Here is a 17837-nt window from a genome sequence, read left to right as displayed (position 1 = left end):
GTCATTTGCGCCAATGTGGGCGCGGACGCAAGAGCCAGCGCGGTTGTTCGCGTGGCATCAGGCGAAGACCGCGAGGCTGGCGGCAAAGGCCAGTTGCTGGCTTGCGCCAAGGATATCGCCGGTCTGGCCGCCGATGCGACGTGCCGCCGAGCTGGCCAGGAGCCCGCAGATGATCAGCACCGCCGGCAGCGCCGGGAGCGCCGCGCGCCCGCCAATCGCCAGCGCGAGCCCGCACCCGATCACCACCGCCATCAGCGCCGTGGCAAGCCCCGGACGGCCGCTTGCTGCCGAAAGCCCGGTCTGACGCGCCGGCGGCATTGCCGCCATGATCGCCGCCATCGGCGCCCGCGACAGCGCGGCGGCCACCAGCAGCGCCGGCACCGCCTGTCCGGTGCGGATCAGCGCGGAGAGCGCCGACCAGGCGGCCAGCGTCACCAGCAGCAGCGCGAGGGTTCCAAAGCTGCCGATATGGCTGTCCTTCATGATCTCAAGCCGGCGTTCGCGCGTGCGGCCCCCGAAAAGCCCGTCAGCCGTATCGGCGAGCCCGTCTTCATGCAGCCCGCCGGTCACCATCGCCATCACAGCCATTGTGATCGCTGCGATCACACCCGGCGAGAGCCTTGCCGCCTCTCCAAGCCAGATCACTGCCACGCCGATCGCACCGCAGATGAGGCCGACCAGCGGCCAGGCCCAGGCGCTTGACGCGCCGCTGTGACGATGCGCCGGAACCGGCAACCGGGTCAGGAGCGCAAAGGCCGAAGGCAGGTCCTGGAGGATGCGCCCGGCGGGGAAGCGCGCGGGTTGCGGGCTGTTTTCGGTCATCGGGGCTTTCCGGCTGGAACGGCGCATCATCATGGGGTAACCGCTGGGCGCGGCAGGATCAACTCCCGCCCCCGTCCTGCGCCTTTTCCGGCGCCTTGTAATGGCGCCGCTTTCCCGGAGAATTCCATGCAAAGCCCGGATCCGGTCACCCTCGCTGAGTTTCACGCTCTTTGCGCCGCGCTGCCGGCCCCGGATGAGGGCGCCGTTGCGGCGGCTAGGGCGCGTGATGCGGTCCTGACGAAACCCCCCGGTGCGCTTGGCCGGCTTGAAGAGATCACCCGCTGGCTTGCCGCCTGGCAGGGGCGGGCGGTGCCCGAGGCCGGGCGGGTGCAGATCACGGTTTTCGCCGGCAATCACGGTGTGACCGCGCGCGGCATTTCAGCTTTTCCCGCTGAGGTGACGGTGCAGATGGTCGAGAATTTCCGCCAGGGCGGGGCTGCGATCAACCAGCTCGCCCGGACCTTCGGGGCAGAGCTTGAGGTGATCGCGCTGGATCTGGACCGCCCGACCCGGGATTTTTGCGCCGCCCCCGCGATGGAGGAGGCGGAGCTTGTCGCCGCGCTGCGGGCCGGCTGGCAATCGGTGCGGCCCGACACCGATCTTTACATCGCGGGCGAAATGGGGATCGGCAATACGACATCGGCGGCGGCGCTGTCAGCGGCGCTTTTCGGACATGATGGCGGGATTGCGGGCTGGTGCGGTCGCGGCACCGGGCTGGATGATGCCGGTTTGCGGCGCAAAGAGGCGGCGGTGGCACTGGCGCTTGATCTGCATGATGGCCATCTGAGCGACCCTTTCGAAGCGCTGCGCCGGCTTGGCGGGCGGGAGGTGGCGGCGATGACCGGCGCCGTGCTGCATGCCCGGTTGCTGCGGGTGCCGGTGCTGCTTGACGGGTTTATCGCCTGTGCGGCGGCGGCGGTGCTGGAACGCGCGCAGCCCGGCGCGCTGGATCACTGTATGGCTGCGCATCAAAGCGCCGAGGGCGCGCATGGCAGGCTTTTGCAGGCGATTGGCAAGGAGCCGCTGCTGTCACTGGGGCTGCGGCTTGGCGAAGGCTCGGGCGCGGGGGTCGCGCTTGGCCTGATCCGGGCGGCGCTGGCCTGCCATTGCGGTATGGCGACCTTCGCCGAGGCCGGAGTCAGCGGCGCCTGAGCTTGCCCTTTTCGAACATCTGATATGAGAAAGGGGCCGGATCATCCGGCCCCTTTTTCCGTTCTTAAACATTCTGCCGCTGTCAGCCTTTGGGCATTGCCAGCGCCACCAGCCGGCCACCTTTCTGATACCGCACCTCATTCTGGGTGATCGCCTTGACCTGACCGCCGTCGATCCGGTCGCCGACCGAGACTTTGTGATATTTGCCATTCGCGGTCCGCACCAAAGCATAACGCTTGGAGGGCATGCCATAGACGCCGATCAGGTTGACCTTCGACAGGTTGATCGCCTTGGCATAGGTGGCCTGTTTCGCGACGCTGGCCTTGGTCGGGATCTTCGGTGCCGGGCCGGAAGCGACCTCCGGCTCGTCGATCTCATCATGCTCCTCGGGTTTCGCGGCAGATTTGCCCTTGCTCTTCGGCGCCGGCTCCGGCGCCGGGGCAGAGGCGGTCTCGACCGGTGCGGGCGCGGGTTCCGGGGCACGAACGGCAGCGGCAACTGCGGCCTCGATCGCACGGCTGAAATCTTTCGGGCGCGCAGCGGGGCGCCGCGAGATCGTCATGAGCGACGGGTTGGCCAAATCGGCCGCGCTGAGCCCGGCGGTATCCGGAACGGTGGCCGAGGCAAGCTGGACCTCTGCCTCATTGGCAAGCGAAGCGGCAGCCGTATCGGCACGGGCCTTTGCACTGGCGGCTTCGACAATGGCCGGTCGCTGCCGGGGGCGCAGGCTGGCGAAATCGACCGGAGCCGTCGCAGGTTGCAGGGCCGCGTCATCATCGGTCGCGGGCCGGTCCGGACGGGCGCGGGGGCGCCGGTCGGCAAGTTCGGGATCGGGCTGGGCGGCGGGTTCGGTCGTGGCGGCGGTGACCGTTGCCGGGGCGGTGCCGACAGCCCCTCCGGCCAGAGACGGATTGCCCGCCGCTCCGGCCGGGGCGGCAGTGGTCTCGCCCGAAGGCGTCATGGCGGCGGCGCCCGGGGCGGTTCCGGAGGAGGCCTCCGGTGCGGTCGCCGGGGCGGGGGCTGCCGCAGGGGCAGAGGCGGCTGCGGTGGCGGCACGGGCGGCTTCAGCTGCGGCGGTGGCTGCGGCACTGCGCGGCGGTGGCACGCGCGGCGGCTTACCCTCGAAAAGCATATAACCGCCGGGGGTTGGCAGCCCCGCAGCGGTTGGAATCAGCATCTGGTTTTCGTCATAACGATAGACAGTGCCAAAGGGCGGCGGCGGCATCGGAACCCCCGGTGGCGCTTCGGCTGAGGTGTCGGGCCCGGGCAGCGAGAGCGCATCAAAGGCAGGCGGCGGCGCATCCGAGCTGGAGAGGAAGATCTCATCCTCGGCATCAAGCAAGGCAACCGCTGCGGGGCTTTCGCTCTCCAACGCGGTTTCCGGTGCCGGATCCGTAGCCGCATCAGGCAGATCTGCGGCATCGGTGGTGGTCGCGACCTGTTGCGCCGTCTCGCCTTCTGCCGCGGGGTCAAGCCCGTCGGCCAGCATCTCGTCATCCACGCTGACCGTTGAGCCCTCGTCTGCGGTGCCGGCAAACTGGGTTTCTTCCCCGCCGGAGGTGCGGTTGGAGGTGAGGTAGAAAGAAGACCAGGCCGCAACCAGAGCGAGGCAAAGCAACAGGATCGCGGTCAGGATCAGGCCCAGGAAGCGCGGCTTGCCCCTGGTATTCCGGGGAGCAAAGGGCGACTGGCTGAGGCTGCGGGCTGCATCATCCGTGCCATCGGCCGCGCGGGGCCTGGCACCGGCCGGCATCTGGCCTGCGGCGACGGATTGCGCGCGGGTCTTGCGGGTGCCGGGGATGGATGGCGCGGTGATGAGGCCGGCAAGGCTGCCAACACCGCGTGCGGTCTTGCCGGCAGCGCCTGCTGCTGCGCCGTTGCGAACTGGCGCTGCGAACCCGGCAGGATCGCCCGGCATCGCAGTCGGTGCGGCGGTTGGAGCAGCCCGCGCGTCATCGCCGGCCATCACCGGCGGAGCGGAAGAAATGGCGGTGCGCGCTGCATTGACCGGAGCGTTTCTGCCCGAACGGCCATAGGCGGCAAGGGTTGCGGCCGAAGGTGCGGGCGGCAGGTCGTCGTCGGGCTCCCCGATCGGATCCGCCATTTTACCGGCAGCAGCGGTCTGTATCGCTGGTTGCGCGCGTGGGGCGGAGGCCGGGCCCGAAGCCTGGCCCCCCGAAGCCTGGCTGCCCGAAGCCTGGTTCAGAGCCGAGGCCCGCGCGAGCGGCCCGGGCGCGGCCGGTTGTCCTGTCGCCGGTGCAAGCCCTGCCATGCGGCGCGCCAGATGCGGCAGCGGGGGCAGATCCGGGGCTTCGTCGGTCTCGGGGAAAGACGTGTTTTCCGGCACATGTGCAAAGGGCGCCTCATCCGGGTCCGCCTCGACAGGAGGCGCAGCAGATGCGGCCGGGGCCGGGACTGGGGCGGAAACGGCTGGCGTCACGGGTGCCTGGACCACTCCGGCGGTCAGGCTGACCCGCGGCGACGCGGCAGCGGGGGGGGGCGGCGCGACCGCAGGCGCAGCGGCGGGAGCGGCTACGCTGCCAAGCGGCGTGATTTCTGTGATCGTGACGCGCGGGCCTGGCGCCTGAGCCACGGGGGGGGAGGCAGGTGCCGGCGCGGCCGCCCGGACAAAGGGGGCTGGTTCGTCAAAGCCTTTGTCGGAATGCAGAGGCAATTCAGCCTGAGCCTCGCGCGCGGCAGTCGAAACAGCCGCAGCAGCCGGAGCGGGCACTCCGCCAAAGGCGACTTCCGGCGCCTCTTCCGCAGAACGGAAGGCCGCGACATCTTCAGCGGGTGATTCTGCCGCCGGTTGCGCCGCTGGGCTCGTCTCTGCTGCGGCGGTCGCGGGAGCGCCGGTCGCAGACCAGTCCTGTGCAGCGGCTGCGGCACCAGTGCTTTCCGCTTCGGCTTCGGGGGGCGATTCGCTCTGGCTTGCGGCTTCGATCTCGGCCTGGCGTGCGGCTTTCGCGCGGCGGCGGGCGGCGCGGGCCTCGTCGATCAGCAAAATGGCGGCACTGTCGCGCTCGATCTCCTCGCCATCTGCGAGGAAATTGCGGGCATCTGCTGCCTCGCCAAACCAGGGCTCGCCGTCGAATTCGCTCTCATCCGGGATAGCAACAAAGGCAACAGGGCTGAATTTATGAGTGGTTGCAAAGGCTTCCGCCTCGGCCAGGGTTTCGCGCGCCACGGCGGCGACCCGGGCGGTGCGACCTTCGCCCCGCAACCAGTCCCAGACGATTTCATCCGGGCGGTACGGCGTCCGCGACACAAGCGCATTGGTGATTTCCTGCGCGGTGCGGGCGTCATCGCCGCCGGAGATATCCACCTCGGTATAAAGGATCTGCGAGGCCGGAATCACCAGCTTGGTTGTGAAACCGCCCGGCGAGAGGCCAAGGGCGGTCTTGCGCATGTAATCAAGCGCATCCTCAAGATCGGATGCGTCGAAGGGTGTTTCACCAATCTTCAGCCAGCCCTTCGCCGTCCGGTGCAGAAGCGCGATGCTGGTATCGGTGAAATTGAGGGCAAAATCTGGTTTCATTCCACAGGCCTAGCACAGGACAACTGGGCGCGGAAACGCGCCCGGACGGGATCACTCCTCCCTATAGCAGCTTTTCGCCGAATAAAAGAAAAAGACCCGTGAGCAGACCAGGGAATGGTCTTCGACATGCGTTAATGTTCTGTAAGCAGTCGCAGTGATAAGGAGTCTTCCATGCGTATGCGGTCTTTGTTCAAAACCTCCCTTTCGGCCGCGGCCTTTGGCGCGGCGCTGATCGCGGCCTCGCCGGTGCTGGCTGATGGCAAGGCGGTTATCACCGTCAATGGTGAGGCCTCGGTTTCGAAGGCGCCTGATATGGCGACGATTTCGGTCGGGGTCACCTCGGTCGGGGAAAATGCGGGTTCGGCGCTGAAGCTGAATTCTGCCGAGATGGAGAAGGTGATTGCGCGCCTGAAAGAGCTGGGCGTGGCCGAGGGGGACATGCAGACCTCGGGTCTTTCGGTCAATCCGAACTGGTCGAATTCCTATTCGTCTTCGGGCACACAGAAGATCGACGGTTTTACCGCGATGAACTACCTGACGGTGGGCATCCGCGATCTGGACAAGCTGGGCGCGACGCTTGATCAGGTTGTGACCGATGGGGCGAATACGCTCAACGGCGTCACCTTCGCCCTGGTCGACCCGCGCCCTGCGCTGGATGAGGCGCGCAAGCTTGCCGTGGCCGATGCGCGCGCGCGGGCCGAGCTCCTGGCAGAAGCGGCCGGGGTCAAGCTGGGTGACCTGGTCTCGCTGACCGATGGCGGCGGCTATAGCGGTGGCCCGGCGCCGATGTTCAAGGCGGATGCCGCCTCGGTCCCGGTGCAAAAAGGCGATGTCAGCTATCAGGCGACCGTCACCATCACCTGGGAAATCGGCGGCTGATCCTGTCAAATATCCTGCGGCGGGGATAACCCGCCGCAGGGCTTTACGTCAGCGGCGCTTGCCGGTGGCGGCGGTGATCGCCTGGTCGAGATCTGCGATGATGTCATCGGCATCCTCGATCCCGATCGAGACCCGCACCACATTTGGCGCAGCCCCCGCCTTGACCTGCTGTTCTTCGGTCAGCTGGCGATGGGTGGTCGAGGCGGAATGGATGACCAGCGACCGCGTATCGCCCAGGTTGGCGACATGGCGGAACAGCTTCAGGTTGTTGATCAGGCTGACACAGGCGTCATAGCCATCCTTCAGCGCGAAGGTGAACAGCGCCCCGGCGCCTTTCGGCGTGATCTTCTTCACCTTCTTATACGAGGGCGAAGATTTCAGCCCGGCCCAGGTGACGAATTCGACACGGGGGTCAGCCTCCAGCCATTCCGCGACTTTCTTCGCATTGGCGACATGACGTTCCATCCGCAGACCCAGCGTCTCGATCCCCATCAGCGTGTAATGCGCGCCCTGCGGGTTCATCGTCATGCCCAGATCCCTGAGCCCGACCGCAATCGAGTGGAAAGTATAGGCCATGCCGCCCAAAGTCGGGTGGAAGACGAGGCCATGATAGGCGGGCTCGGGCTGCGAGAGCGAGGGAAACTTATCGCTTTCCGACCAGTTGAACTTGCCCGAATCGAGGACGATGCCGCCGGTGACGGTGCCATTCCCGGTCAGATATTTCGTCGCCGAATGCACAACCAGCGTCGCGCCAAGCGCAATCGGGTTGCACAGATAGGGCGTCGCCGTGGTGTTGTCCATGATCAGCGGGATCCCCTTGCGGTCGGCGATTTTCGCCAGCGCGGGGATGTCGGTGATATAGCCGCCGGGATTGGCGATGGTCTCGGCAAAGATCGCGCGGGTGTTCTTGTCAACGGCCTTCGCCACCGCGCCCAGATCATCGGTATCAACGAATTTCGCCGACCAGCCAAAGCGTTTGATGGTCTGGCTGAACTGGGTGATGGTGCCGCCGTAAAGTCTTGTTGAGGCAACGATATTCTTGCCCGGACCCATCAGCGGGAACAGCGCCATGATCTGCGCCGCATGGCCCGACGAACAGGCAATCCCGCCCACAGCGCCTTCAAGGGCGGCAACCCGCGCGACCAGCGCCGAGACGGTCGGATTGGTCAGGCGTGAATAGATATAGCCGACCTCTTCCAGGCCAAAGAGCCGTGCCGCATGGTCTGCATCTTTGAACTGATAGGCCGTGGTCTGATAGATCGGCGGGTTGATGGCGCCGGTTGCGGGGTCGGGGGTGGCGCCGGCATGAACTGCCAGCGTGTCGAAACCATGCGGCTTCGGCTCGGTGTTTTCGGTCATATGGTCCTCCCATGTCTCCATTCCGGCGCGAGGTTAGGCAAAGCCAACCGGCGCGGCAATGTCTGGTTGCGGCCAGGACCTGCCTCATTTCTCATAAGGATCATGCGAATATGACATGCTTCCCGGTCGGGGGAGTGGCTTTGCATCCGTGCCACAGGGCGCGCCCTCAGGTGCGGTCATCCTTTGGGCTGCCCATCACCACATAAGAGGTGACCGAACGCACCTGGGGCAATGTGCCAAGGATTTCGGTATGCCAGTGCTTGTAACTGGCGAGGTCCCGCGTCTCGACCCTGAGCAGATATTCCACCGCGCCGGTGACATTATGGCATTCCCGCACCTGCGGCGCGAGGATCACCGCGCGTTCAAACGCCTCCTGCGAGGCCTTGGTATGGGTGTTCAGCCCGACGGTGATATAGGCGATGAACCCGATCCCGAGCTTTTCCGGGTCCAGCACCGCCCGATAGCCCCGGATGACGCCGATCCGCTCCAGATCCTGCACCCGGCGCAAAGTGGCCGAGGCCGAGAGCCCGATCTTCGCCGCCAGCGCCAGATTGGTCAGCCGCCCGTCCGCCGTCAGGGCGCGCAATATCTTTTCGTCGATCTGATCTATATCCGTCATAAGTTGCAAATATTGCCGTTCAGCGCGCATATTTGCAATCAGATTGCGGCAGATCCGGGCAATGTTTGCGCCATGACATATGACGCTTTCCTCGCCCTTCTGGGCTTTGCCATGGCCACGACCTTCACCCCGGGGCCGAACAATATGATGCTGATCGCCTCGGGGGTGAATTTCGGCTTTCGCCGCACCATCCCGCATATGCTGGGGATCTGTCTCGGCGTGGTGAGTCTCGTGCTCCTGACCGGGCTGGGCGTTGCGGGCCTGTTCCAGGTCTGGCCGCCCGCGCTGAACGTGCTGAAAGCGGTATCGGTCGCCTATATGCTCTGGCTCGCCTGGAAGATTGCCATGTCTTCGGCGCCCGGAGAGCGCGGCACCGGTGCGAAACCGATGACGCTGATACAGGCGGCGGCGTTTCAATGGGTGAACCCGAAAGCCTGGGCGATGGCTCTGGGCGGGGTTGCCGCCTATGTCCCGCATCCCGATGCGAGGTCGCTCGCCCTGGCCGCCATTGCCTTCGCGCTGGTCTCGATCCCGTCCACATCGACCTGGGCTGCCGCAGGGCAGGGGTTGCAGCGCTGGCTCTCGCAGTCTTCCCGCCTGCGCGCCTTCAACTGGACGATGGCGGTGCTGCTGGTCCTGTCCCTCTGGCCGGTGATCACGATGAAACTGGCACAATAAGGCAAAGGCCCAAAAGCGCCGGAGGTCAGGCCGGCCCGTTCTTCCTCTTGACCTCAATACTCCGGGGGAGGTCCGCAGGACCCGGGGGCAGCGCCCCCGCGCCCTCGCCAGAGGGCGGCCCCGCCCAATGGCCCGCGGGGCGCTCAGCGGTTGCGGGTATCCACCGGATAGGCGGTCGTGAACTTCATCCGCTCCATCGCGAAATGCGAGGTCAGGTTCTTGATCGGCACCGCATCGGTCAGCCGTTTGTAAAGCTGGTCAAAGCTTTCCATATCGGCGACCGAAACCCGTAAGAGGTAATCCATCTCGCCGGCCATGCGGTAGACTTCCATCACCTCGGGGAACTGCCCGACGGCCCGCGAGAATGTATCGCGCCAGGTCGCCGAATGATCGGGTGCCTCAATGCCGATGAAGACCGTCAGCCCAAAGCCCAGCCGCGCCGGATTGGCCAGCGCCACCCGCCCGGTCAGCACGCCATTGGTTTCGAGTTTCTGGATGCGTTTCCAGCAGGGGGTCTGCGACAGGCCAACGCGGTCCGCGATCTGCGCCACGGGCAGCGTCGCGTCGCGCATCAGCTCGGCCACGATCTTACGGTCGATCAGATCGAGATTGTCCATCTGTTGCTCCTGCATCCGGCAGTGGGTTCGTTCTCATTCTGGTCGCATAAATACAATTTTGTCTACTGGTTAAATCGTCTTTAATTCCATCCAGGGAAACTGGCCCGGAATCCCTTGTTTTTCGCGGGCAATCATTCCAGATGAACCCGTGGAACGGGGAAAACCTCGCTTTGCCAGATTGATTCGCGCTGACTGTCTCCATAGGCTTACCCGTATGATCACCCAGAAGATGAAATATGCCCTCAAGGCCCTTCTCGTTCTTGGTGACGAAGCCGGCAAAGCTGAGCCCGTGGCGCTGACCATCGAAGAGATCGCGCGCCGCTCGGGGACGCCGAAACGATTCCTCGAACATATTCTGCTTGAGGTCAGGAATGCCGGGGTGATTGCGTCGACACGCGGGCGCTCGGGCGGCTATTCGCTGATCAAGAAACCGGTCGAGGTCTCGATCTCGGAACTCTTGCGGCTGATCGACGGACCCATCGCGCCGCTTCCCTGCCTGTCGCGCCGCGCCTATCAGCGATGCGAGGATTGCACCGATGAGGCGAGCTGCCGCATCCGCAAGGTCTTTGCCGAGGTCTTCTGGTCCTATCTGGTGATCATCGAATCGCTGACGCTTGCCGACATGCTGCGATCAGACAAGGTGGCCGAACAGGTTCTGGGCGGCTGAACCAGCGGCCTGGCCGGTCGGGAGGCCCGCGGCGGCCAGCGATTCTTCCCTGATCTGATCCCTTTGTGAAACCAGTCCTCTCAGGGACGAATGGTTTTAACTTCGGTTTGCGCGATTCGTAGAATTTTCTTCTACATGGCCGGGGGAATTCACCCGAAACTTTCCTTTGCAAATAACGAGTAATCCTGTCGTTATTATGTGTATTGGCTGGCATGGTGCCGGACAGGACAAGTGCAGGAGAGTGCAGGATGACCGCAGCATTCGCTTTCGGAACGCCCGCAACGGGCAACGCTTATACCCCCATCGGCCGCCCGGCCCAGGGTCAGGGCATGTCCGGCACCTGTGTCGTTCGCCTGATCGACCGCCGCACCGGGATGACGCATCGCGTCAATGGCACGCCGCTGGTGATCTTCACCCGGCGCCCGTCCGAGGCGGTGGCCGAACTGCTTTCCGGCCGCGACCGGTCGGTCTGGGAAGCCCGCATCGACCCGATCGAACCGTAAGGAGCGCGCAACGATGACCCATCAGACCCTTTTCGGCCTCGTGCCCTTCCTGCAGCTGCCGCGCAGCCGGGACGCACAGGGCGACAAAACCAGCTTGCAGGAGACAGATATGACCATCCAGACGCCCCGCATCGACACCCCGCGCGAGACCCGTTCGACGATCCTCTCCGGCTTTCGCAGTCTTGAGGGCTGGCCGGTTTCGCGGCTGATCCGTGGCGCCGTGGCCGGGATCGCTCTCGTGGTCTCCGGTGCGCTCGCCGCTCCGGTCCAGGCGGAATCGCTTCTGAACGTCTCCTATGACCCGACCCGCGAGCTTTACCGCGAGTTCAACGAGGCTTTCTCGAAATACTGGGTCGAGCAGGGCAATGAAGCGCCGGAGATCGAGGTCTCACATGGCGGCTCCGGCGCGCAGGCCCGTGCCGTGGTCGAAGGGCTTGAGGCCCAGGTGCTGACCCTTGCGCTTGGCGGCGATATCGACCGGGTGGCCGAGACCGGCAAGCTGCCGAAAGACTGGCAGACCAAACTGCCGCATAACTCCTCGCCCTATACCTCGACCATCGTGTTCCTCGTGCGTGAGGGGAACCCCAAGGGGCTCAATGACTGGGGCGATCTGCTGAAAGACGGCGTCGAGGTGATCACGCCGAACCCGAAAACCTCGGGCGGCGCGCGCTGGAATTATCTGGCGGCCTGGGCCTGGGCCGAAAAGAACGGCAAGGATCCGAAGGAATTTGTGAAAGCGCTGTTCGAACATGTGCCGGTGCTCGACACCGGGGCGCGTGGATCGACCACCACCTTTGTCCAGCGTGAGATCGGCGATGTGCTGCTCGCCTGGGAAAACGAGGCCTATCTTGCGCTGCAGGAGATCGGCGAAGACAGTTTCGACATCGTCGTGCCGAGCGTTTCGATCCTGACCGAACCGCCGGTCGCCCTGGTCGAAGGCAATATCAGGAGCGACGAACAGCGCAAACTGGCCGAGGCCTATCTGAACTATCTCTACAGCCCCGAAGGCCAGGCGATTGCCTTCAAAAACTTCTACCGGGCCTGGGACACATCGGCCGCCAATCCCGAAGATGTGGCACGTTTCCCGAAACTTGATCTGGTGACCATCGCCGATTTCGGCGGCTGGGAAAAAGCCCAACCCGAGCATTTCGGGGATGGCGGCACCTTCGACCAGATCTACGTCGCAAAGTAAGGACCCAAGATGGGCAGGCCTGTCGTCCACAGATCTCCGATGCCGGGCCTCGGCCTGTCGATGGGGATCACCTTCACGATGCTTTCGATTGTGGTTCTCCTGCCCATCGGCGCCCTGCTTTTGCAGGGCGTCAGTTATGGGGCCGAAGGGATCTGGGCCACCGTCAACCGCGAGCGGGTCTGGAAGGCGCTCTATCTTTCCTTCCGCCTGTCCTTCTACGCGGCGGTGTTCAACCTGATCTTCGGGGTGATCCTGGCCTGGGTGCTGGCGCGTTACCGTTTTCCGGGGCACCGGATCCTTGATGCGGCGGTCGATCTGCCCTTCGCGCTGCCGACCGCCGTGGCCGGGATCGCGCTGACCGCGCTTTACGCGCCCAACGGGTTTTTCGGCGCCAGCTGGACCCATACCATTGCGCCTGCGCTGAATGCGGGCCTCGCCTGGCCCGAGGCTGCGCTGAATGTGCTGGTGACCGGCCTTGGCTTTGAACCCTGGTCGCTGCAGGTGCCGCCGCGCATCGCATATTCGACGATGGGGATCTTCATCGCGCTGGTTTTCGTGGGCCTGCCTTTCGTGGCCCGCACCGTGCAGCCGGTGATCCATGAAATCGACCGCGAGGTCGAAGAGGCCTCGGCCACGCTGGGCGCCTCGCGCCTGCATACTTTGCGCCGTGTGGTCTGGCCGATGCTCCTGCCCGCGGCGCTCACCGGGTTTGCGCTCTCGCTGGCGCGGGCGGTGGGCGAATATGGCTCGGTCATCTTCATCGCGGGCAACAAGCCGCTGGTGACCGAGATCGCGCCGCTCCTCATCGTCATCCAGCTTGAGGAATTCAGCTATGATGGTGCCGCCGCCATCGGCATTGCGATGCTGGTGATCTCTTTCGCCATGCTCCTGGTGATCAACCTGATCCAGGTCTGGAGCCGCCGGAGAATTGGCTATGTCTGATCTGAGCCACGCAACCCCCGCCCGCCGTTTCCGCGCTCCGACCGAAGAGGCGCCGCTGGCCCGCTGGCTGCTGATCGGTTTCGTGACGCTGGCGCTGGCGGTGCTGGTCTTCGCACCGCTGATCGCGATCTTTGTCGAAGCGCTGTCAAAAGGCTGGGAAGCGGCCTGGAAGAGCCTTTTCAGCCGCGAGGCCCTGCCGGCGATCAAACTGACGCTGACGGTTGCGGCCATCGCGGTGCCGCTGAACGCCGCTTTCGGCATCGCCGCCGCCTGGTTCATCACCAAATTCGACTTTCGCGGCAAGGCCTTCCTGATCACTCTGATCGATCTGCCCTTCTCGGTTTCGCCGGTGGTCGCGGGTCTGTGCATCGTGCTGCTGTTCGGCGCCAATACCGCCATCGGTGCCTGGCTTGTGGCCCATGGTTTCCCCATCGTCTTCGCCCTGCCGGGGATCGTGCTGGCCACGGTCTTCGTCACCTTCCCCTTTGTCGCGCGCGAACTGATCCCGGTGATGATCGAACAGGGTCGCGCCGAAGAAGAAGCCGCGCTGACCCTTGGCGCCTCGGGCTGGCGGACCTTTCTGACCGTCACCCTGCCGAATATCCGCTGGGCGCTGCTTTACGGTGTGCTGCTCAGCAATGCCCGCGCGATGGGCGAATTCGGCGCTGTCGCCGTGGTTTCAGGCCGGCGCGAATCTGCAACGACTATGCCGCTCAAGATCGAGATGTTCTATAATGAATACCAGGGGGCCACCGCCTTTGCGATGGCGGGGCTGCTCGCCTTCCTCGCGCTGCTCACACTTCTCCTCAAGACCTGGCTCGAAAACCGCCACGCCGGAGAGCTCTCCGCCAACCGGCGCGGCCATTGATTTCCTCTTGATCCAAATACTCCGGGGTGTGGGGCAGAGCCCCACCGCCAGCAGCCACAGGAGCCGCCCTTGAAAATCGAAATCGACGAAATCTCGAAAGCCTTTGGCACCACCGCCGCGCTGACGCCGGTTTCGCTCTCGATCCCTTCGGGTGCGCTGGTGGCGCTGCTGGGCCCGTCAGGATCGGGCAAGACCACGCTCCTGCGGATCCTTGGCGGGCTGGAATTTCCGACCTCGGGGCGGGTGCTGTTTGACGGCCAGGATGCGACCGGCTTGACGGTGCAACAACGCCGCGCGGGGTTTGTGTTCCAGTCTTACGCGCTGTTTCGCCATATGACAGTGTTCGAGAACATCGCTTACGGGCTCAGGGCGCGCCCGCGCGCGGTCCGTCCGCCAAAGGCGGAAATCACCCGGCGGGTGACGAAACTGCTGGAGCTGATCCAGCTTCCCGAGATCGGCGCGCGCTATCCGAGCCAGCTTTCCGGCGGTCAGCGGCAGCGTGTGGCCCTTGCGCGGGCGCTGGCGATCGAGCCGAGGATGCTCTTGCTGGACGAGCCCTTTGGCGCGCTGGATGCGAAAGTGCGCAAAGAATTGCGCCAGGGGCTGCGCGACATCCATGACGAGACCGGTCTGACCACGGTCTTCGTAACCCATGACCAGGAAGAGGCGATGGAACTTGCCGATCTGGTGGTGGTCATGTCCGGCTCGCAGACCGGCGGGCGGATCGAACAGATTGGCAAACCTGCCGATATCCGCGCCCGGCCCGCGAGCGATTTCGTCCGCAGCTTTATCGCGGCCTGATCACGCCCCCGGCCGATCGGGGCGGGGCCGGGCGCGGTGGGGGTTGAGGTCCGGGAGGCTACCAGCCCAGCCGGATCGCGCCTTCGGTGATTTCGCAAGCCATGGTCAGGCCGCGCTCCCGGATCTCTGCAACGGCGAGCGCGAATTGCACATGCGAGGCGGCAATCGGCGTGCCTTCGCAGTCCCTGGCAGGCAGCCCGGCGAAGGCGGGGCTGAACATATCCCAAAACCGCGGCTCTGCCCGCATCCGCGCCGCTTCCGCGATGATCTGCCAGCCGCCAGAGGGGTGAGCGCCCTCCTTCTGCGCGGCGCTGCTATGGACGGCGCGGATGGTGCCGCCATAGGGCAGGGCGCTTTCCAGACATTGCAGCAGCAGGAAGGCCAGTTTGACATCGCGCCGGTCAAGATCGGTGCCGCTGGACCAGTCCAGTTTCAGCCGGCCGCCGCGCGACATGGCCGAAAGGATGCCGGTGACTTCGCTGCGCGCAATGCGCTGATCGGTTCCGGCGAGGCCGAACGCCACCCGGAAGAACCGGATCCGGGCATTCGCGCTTTCCACGCTTTCGGCAATCAGCGCCAGTTCAGGCGAAGCGGCGCTGCGATCCATCATCATCAGCTCGACCCCGTTGCCGATCGCTCCGATTGGGCTGATAAGGTCATGGCAGATCCGTGATCCGATAAGCGCTGCGAGATCGGTTTTGTCTTGCATCTGATAACCCCGGGAAATTGCTTAAATGAATTCTCTCCTGGAACCTGGTATGTTCGTGAGCTGCCCGTCGCGTCCCGACTGGGGGCTGGGGCAGGTCCAGTCAAATATCGCAGGACGGGTAACCGTTAACTTTGAACACGCGGGAAAGCAGGTGATCGACAGCAGGTATGTGGATCTGCGTCCCGAATTCGGTATCTGAGAAGCGTGGAATGTTTTTCCAGAATTATCAAGGATTAACGGCATTGCGACCGCAACGGGCAGCGCACGCCGTGGCGACGCGATCGCGCCAGACCGGCCTTTCCCGCCAAATTCGCGCCCTCGGGGCCGAACTCTGATCACAGAGCTTTGGATTGCAACAAGACTGTTACATGATTAAGTCAGGAAGAGAGCCGGAACAGTGTGGCGCAGGGGAGACCCCGTGCCACCAGCGCCAGAGACGTCCCTCATAAAAAGTCGCCTCCTGACGATATGCTTGCCGAAGAACCCAACTATACGCTCCGCCTCGCGACGGAAGTGGTCGATATTTTCGCAGCCCAGCGTTTGCGATATCTGGTCTTTGTCCAAGAGCTGGGCGCCAGCGGCGGCATGATCGATCATGAGCGCCGGATCGAGACCGATGCCTTTGACGCGATCTTCGACCATCTCGTGCTGATCGACAAACGCATCCCGCCCGAGACCGGCGACCATGTGGTCGGGGCCTACCGGCTTTTGCCCTGTGACCGTTTGCCCGAGGGCGGGCGTTTTTATTCGGAAGATGAATATGACCTCGCGCCACTGCGCGCGACGGGGCGGCGCCTGCTGGAACTCGGACGAACCTGTGTCCATCCCGATCACCGGGGCGGGGCTGCGATGTTCCTGCTGTGGAACGGCCTTGCGGAATATGTGCTGGAGCGCGGCATCGAGGTGATGTTCGGCCCGGCCTCGTTCCATGGCACCGATGTGGCGGCGCTGGCAAAACCTCTGTCCTGGCTCTGGCATCACCATCTGGCACCGCCCGAGCTGCGCGTCCGCGCGCTGGAGCCGGGCCGTGCCGGCATGGATCTGATCGCGAATGAGGATCTCGACCGCGCCTCGGCCATGGCGCAGATGCCGGCGCTGATCAAAGCCTATCTTCGGCTGGGCGGTTTCGTGGGCGACGGCGCCTTTATTGACCGCCCCTTCAATACAACCGATGTTTGCCTTCTGATGGATACCGGGAAAATGTCGGCCCGCCATCGGGATTTCTATACGCGCAAACAGGGAACGATTTGAGCCAGACCGCAGACCGCCCGCCTGAACCCTCCGATACCGCTTTCTCGCGAGACGATGCGCCGCCACCGCTGCGCCGGATCGGGCCAGTGGGCTGGCTGCTTATTGTCGGGCGCGGAACTGTTCTGGTCGTCTTCCTTATGCTGGGCCTGATGGTCCATTCGCTGATGCGCCTGATCGAATGGCCGCTTTGTGGCCGGAATCGCCCGATGACGCCCCGGATCACCCGGCTCGTCTGCCGTATCGCGCTGCGTATCCTGGGGATCGGCTATTCGACCAGGGGCGCGCCGATGACCCATAAGGGTGCCGTGGTCTCCAATCACGCCGGCTGGCTGGACATCTTTCCCCTGAATGCCGGGCAGAGCATCTATTTCGTCTCGAAAGCCGAGGTTTCCTCCTGGCCCGGCATCGGCCTGCTCGCGAAAGCCACCGGCACGGTCTTTATCTCGCGCAAGGGGACCGAGGCGAAACGTCAGCAAGAGGTCTTCGAAACCCGTCTGCGCGCCGGACATCAGCTCCTGTTCTTTCCAGAGGGGACTTCGACCGACAGCCTGACCGTGCTGCCGTTCAAATCAACTTTGTTCCAGGCTTTCTATACCCATGGGCTGGACCGCGTGCTGCTGATCCAGCCGGTGACCGTGGTCTGGCATGCGCCGGCGGGCGAGGATCCGCGTTTCTATGGCTGGTGGGGCGATATGGACTTCGCGACGCATCTTCTCCGGGTGCTGTCGGTGCCGCGTCAGGGCCGGGTCGAGGTGATCTGGCATCCGCCGGTGCCGGTGGATGCCTTTCCCGGACGGAAGGAGCTGGCTCTCTATTGCGAGCGGGTGATCCGAACTGCCCATCCACTGGCGCGCCACTGACCTGTAAGAGAGAGACACCATAAGGCCCGGCCCCTGCCGGGCCATTTTCATTTGTTTCCTGAGCGGTCCTGGCGCGGCGGGGGGTGTCTGGGGCGGGATGCGGTTCTGTTTCTGAGGCCGATTCTGGTTTGGTTTGGGTTTTCTGGCGGGATTTTGGCAGAATCATCGTTGTGATTCTGGTGTTTGAGGGCTTTGGCCGGGGAAGTTATGCCCATTTTGGGCGCAACTCTGGGGATAAGGCTGCTCGGGCTTCGGGCGGTGTTTCGCGGAGAGGCCTTATTTTATTGGCGCCTGACAAAAAATCGTCACGAAACGCATTTTTATGCTTGCGGGTTCCGTCTGCCGGGCCTAGATACCGCCTCACCGAAACGGAACGGACG

18 protein-coding genes are annotated in these 17837 nt (G+C 64.4%); 12 read left to right on the top strand and 6 right to left on the bottom strand.

The genetic code is table 11. From position 1 onward, the window contains the following. Positions 1 to 57: 57 nt before the first annotated feature. Complete coding sequence (cobS, locus tag JC607_RS09375; protein WP_198836667.1) at positions 58 to 822, bottom strand: adenosylcobinamide-GDP ribazoletransferase; 765 nt, start codon at positions 820 to 822, stop codon at positions 58 to 60. A 126-nt stretch (positions 823 to 948) separates the two neighbouring features. Between cobS and cobT the strand changes: the two genes are divergently transcribed. Continuing rightward, positions 949 to 1974 carry a nicotinate-nucleotide--dimethylbenzimidazole phosphoribosyltransferase gene (cobT, locus tag JC607_RS09370; protein ID WP_198836666.1) on the top strand — a complete coding sequence of 342 codons (1026 nt, stop codon included), beginning with the start codon at positions 949 to 951 and terminating at the stop codon, positions 1972 to 1974. 82 nt (positions 1975 to 2056) lie between these two features. Here cobT and JC607_RS09365 read toward each other — a convergent pair whose 3' ends face one another. Then, positions 2057 to 5512, bottom strand: coding sequence for a hypothetical protein (locus JC607_RS09365; protein ID WP_198836665.1), 3456 nt, complete (start codon positions 5510 to 5512; stop codon positions 2057 to 2059). A gap of 171 nt (positions 5513 to 5683) precedes the next feature. On the opposite strand from JC607_RS09365, the gene JC607_RS09360 reads away from it, so the two are divergent. Further along, a complete protein-coding gene (locus JC607_RS09360; protein ID WP_233092810.1) occupies positions 5684 to 6391 on the top strand; it encodes an SIMPL domain-containing protein in 708 nt (235 codons plus the stop codon). Positions 6392 to 6439: 48 nt separating this feature from the next. Here JC607_RS09360 and JC607_RS09355 read toward each other — a convergent pair whose 3' ends face one another. Together JC607_RS09355 and JC607_RS09350 are read right to left on the bottom strand one after the other, a co-directional pair. Next, complete coding sequence (locus JC607_RS09355; protein WP_198836664.1) at positions 6440 to 7750, bottom strand: O-acetylhomoserine aminocarboxypropyltransferase/cysteine synthase family protein; 1311 nt, start codon at positions 7748 to 7750, stop codon at positions 6440 to 6442. Between the two features lie 166 nt (positions 7751 to 7916). Further along, a complete protein-coding gene (locus tag JC607_RS09350) occupies positions 7917 to 8369 on the bottom strand; it encodes an Lrp/AsnC family transcriptional regulator (protein WP_198836663.1) in 453 nt (150 codons plus the stop codon). A gap of 72 nt (positions 8370 to 8441) precedes the next feature. Here JC607_RS09350 and JC607_RS09345 point away from each other — a divergent pair, with 72 nt between their 5' ends. Beyond that, positions 8442 to 9047 (top strand): LysE family translocator, encoded by a 606-nt coding sequence (locus JC607_RS09345; RefSeq protein ID WP_198836662.1) that lies wholly within the window; start codon positions 8442 to 8444, stop codon positions 9045 to 9047. Between the two features lie 143 nt (positions 9048 to 9190). On the opposite strand, the gene JC607_RS09340 is transcribed toward JC607_RS09345, so the two are convergent. After that, entirely contained in the window at positions 9191 to 9664 is a 474-nt protein-coding gene (locus tag JC607_RS09340; protein ID WP_198836661.1) for an Lrp/AsnC family transcriptional regulator, read from the bottom strand. A gap of 214 nt (positions 9665 to 9878) precedes the next feature. On the opposite strand from JC607_RS09340, the gene JC607_RS09335 reads away from it, so the two are divergent. The 6 genes from JC607_RS09335 (at position 9879) to JC607_RS09310 (ending at position 14637) form a co-directional block, all read left to right on the top strand. Further along, complete coding sequence (locus JC607_RS09335; RefSeq protein WP_198836660.1) at positions 9879 to 10331, top strand: Rrf2 family transcriptional regulator; 453 nt, start codon at positions 9879 to 9881, stop codon at positions 10329 to 10331. A 248-nt stretch (positions 10332 to 10579) separates the two neighbouring features. Further along, a complete protein-coding gene (locus JC607_RS09330) occupies positions 10580 to 10834 on the top strand; it encodes a hypothetical protein (protein ID WP_092895833.1) in 255 nt (84 codons plus the stop codon). A 13-nt stretch (positions 10835 to 10847) separates the two neighbouring features. Next, entirely contained in the window at positions 10848 to 12026 is a 1179-nt protein-coding gene (locus JC607_RS09325; protein WP_233092809.1) for a sulfate ABC transporter substrate-binding protein, read from the top strand. Between the two features lie 39 nt (positions 12027 to 12065). Then, entirely contained in the window at positions 12066 to 12968 is a 903-nt protein-coding gene (locus tag JC607_RS09320) for an ABC transporter permease (RefSeq protein WP_370584777.1), read from the top strand. Continuing rightward, positions 12961 to 13836, top strand: a complete 876-nt coding sequence (cysW, locus tag JC607_RS09315; RefSeq protein WP_092895837.1) for a sulfate ABC transporter permease subunit CysW — start codon at positions 12961 to 12963, stop codon at positions 13834 to 13836. Before JC607_RS09320 ends, cysW begins: the two co-directional genes overlap by 8 nt. Before the next feature lie 69 nt (positions 13837 to 13905). Beyond that, positions 13906 to 14637 (top strand): sulfate/molybdate ABC transporter ATP-binding protein, encoded by a 732-nt coding sequence (locus JC607_RS09310; protein WP_198836658.1) that lies wholly within the window; start codon positions 13906 to 13908, stop codon positions 14635 to 14637. A gap of 58 nt (positions 14638 to 14695) precedes the next feature. On the opposite strand, the gene JC607_RS09305 is transcribed toward JC607_RS09310, so the two are convergent. Continuing rightward, the gene (locus tag JC607_RS09305; RefSeq protein WP_198836657.1) at positions 14696 to 15346 is read right to left on the bottom strand and encodes a histidine phosphotransferase family protein; all 651 of its coding nucleotides are present in this window, start codon (positions 15344 to 15346) and stop codon (positions 14696 to 14698) included. 25 nt (positions 15347 to 15371) lie between these two features. Here JC607_RS09305 and JC607_RS09300 point away from each other — a divergent pair, with 25 nt between their 5' ends. The 3 genes from JC607_RS09300 (at position 15372) to JC607_RS09290 (ending at position 17457) form a co-directional block, all read left to right on the top strand. Beyond that, positions 15372 to 15545, top strand: a complete 174-nt coding sequence (locus JC607_RS09300; protein ID WP_092895843.1) for a DUF3553 domain-containing protein — start codon at positions 15372 to 15374, stop codon at positions 15543 to 15545. 269 nt (positions 15546 to 15814) lie between these two features. Beyond that, a complete protein-coding gene (locus JC607_RS09295; RefSeq protein WP_198836656.1) occupies positions 15815 to 16597 on the top strand; it encodes a GNAT family N-acetyltransferase in 783 nt (260 codons plus the stop codon). Positions 16598 to 16665: 68 nt separating this feature from the next. Then, the gene (locus JC607_RS09290; RefSeq protein ID WP_370584781.1) at positions 16666 to 17457 is read left to right on the top strand and encodes a lysophospholipid acyltransferase family protein; all 792 of its coding nucleotides are present in this window, start codon (positions 16666 to 16668) and stop codon (positions 17455 to 17457) included. Positions 17458 to 17837: the final 380 nt, after the last annotated feature.

The sequence above is a fragment of the Paracoccus sp. IB05 genome (genome assembly GCF_016405985.1).
GTDB lineage: Bacteria > Pseudomonadota > Alphaproteobacteria > Rhodobacterales > Rhodobacteraceae > Pseudogemmobacter.
This window is presented reverse-complemented; position numbering and strand designations above follow the sequence as displayed.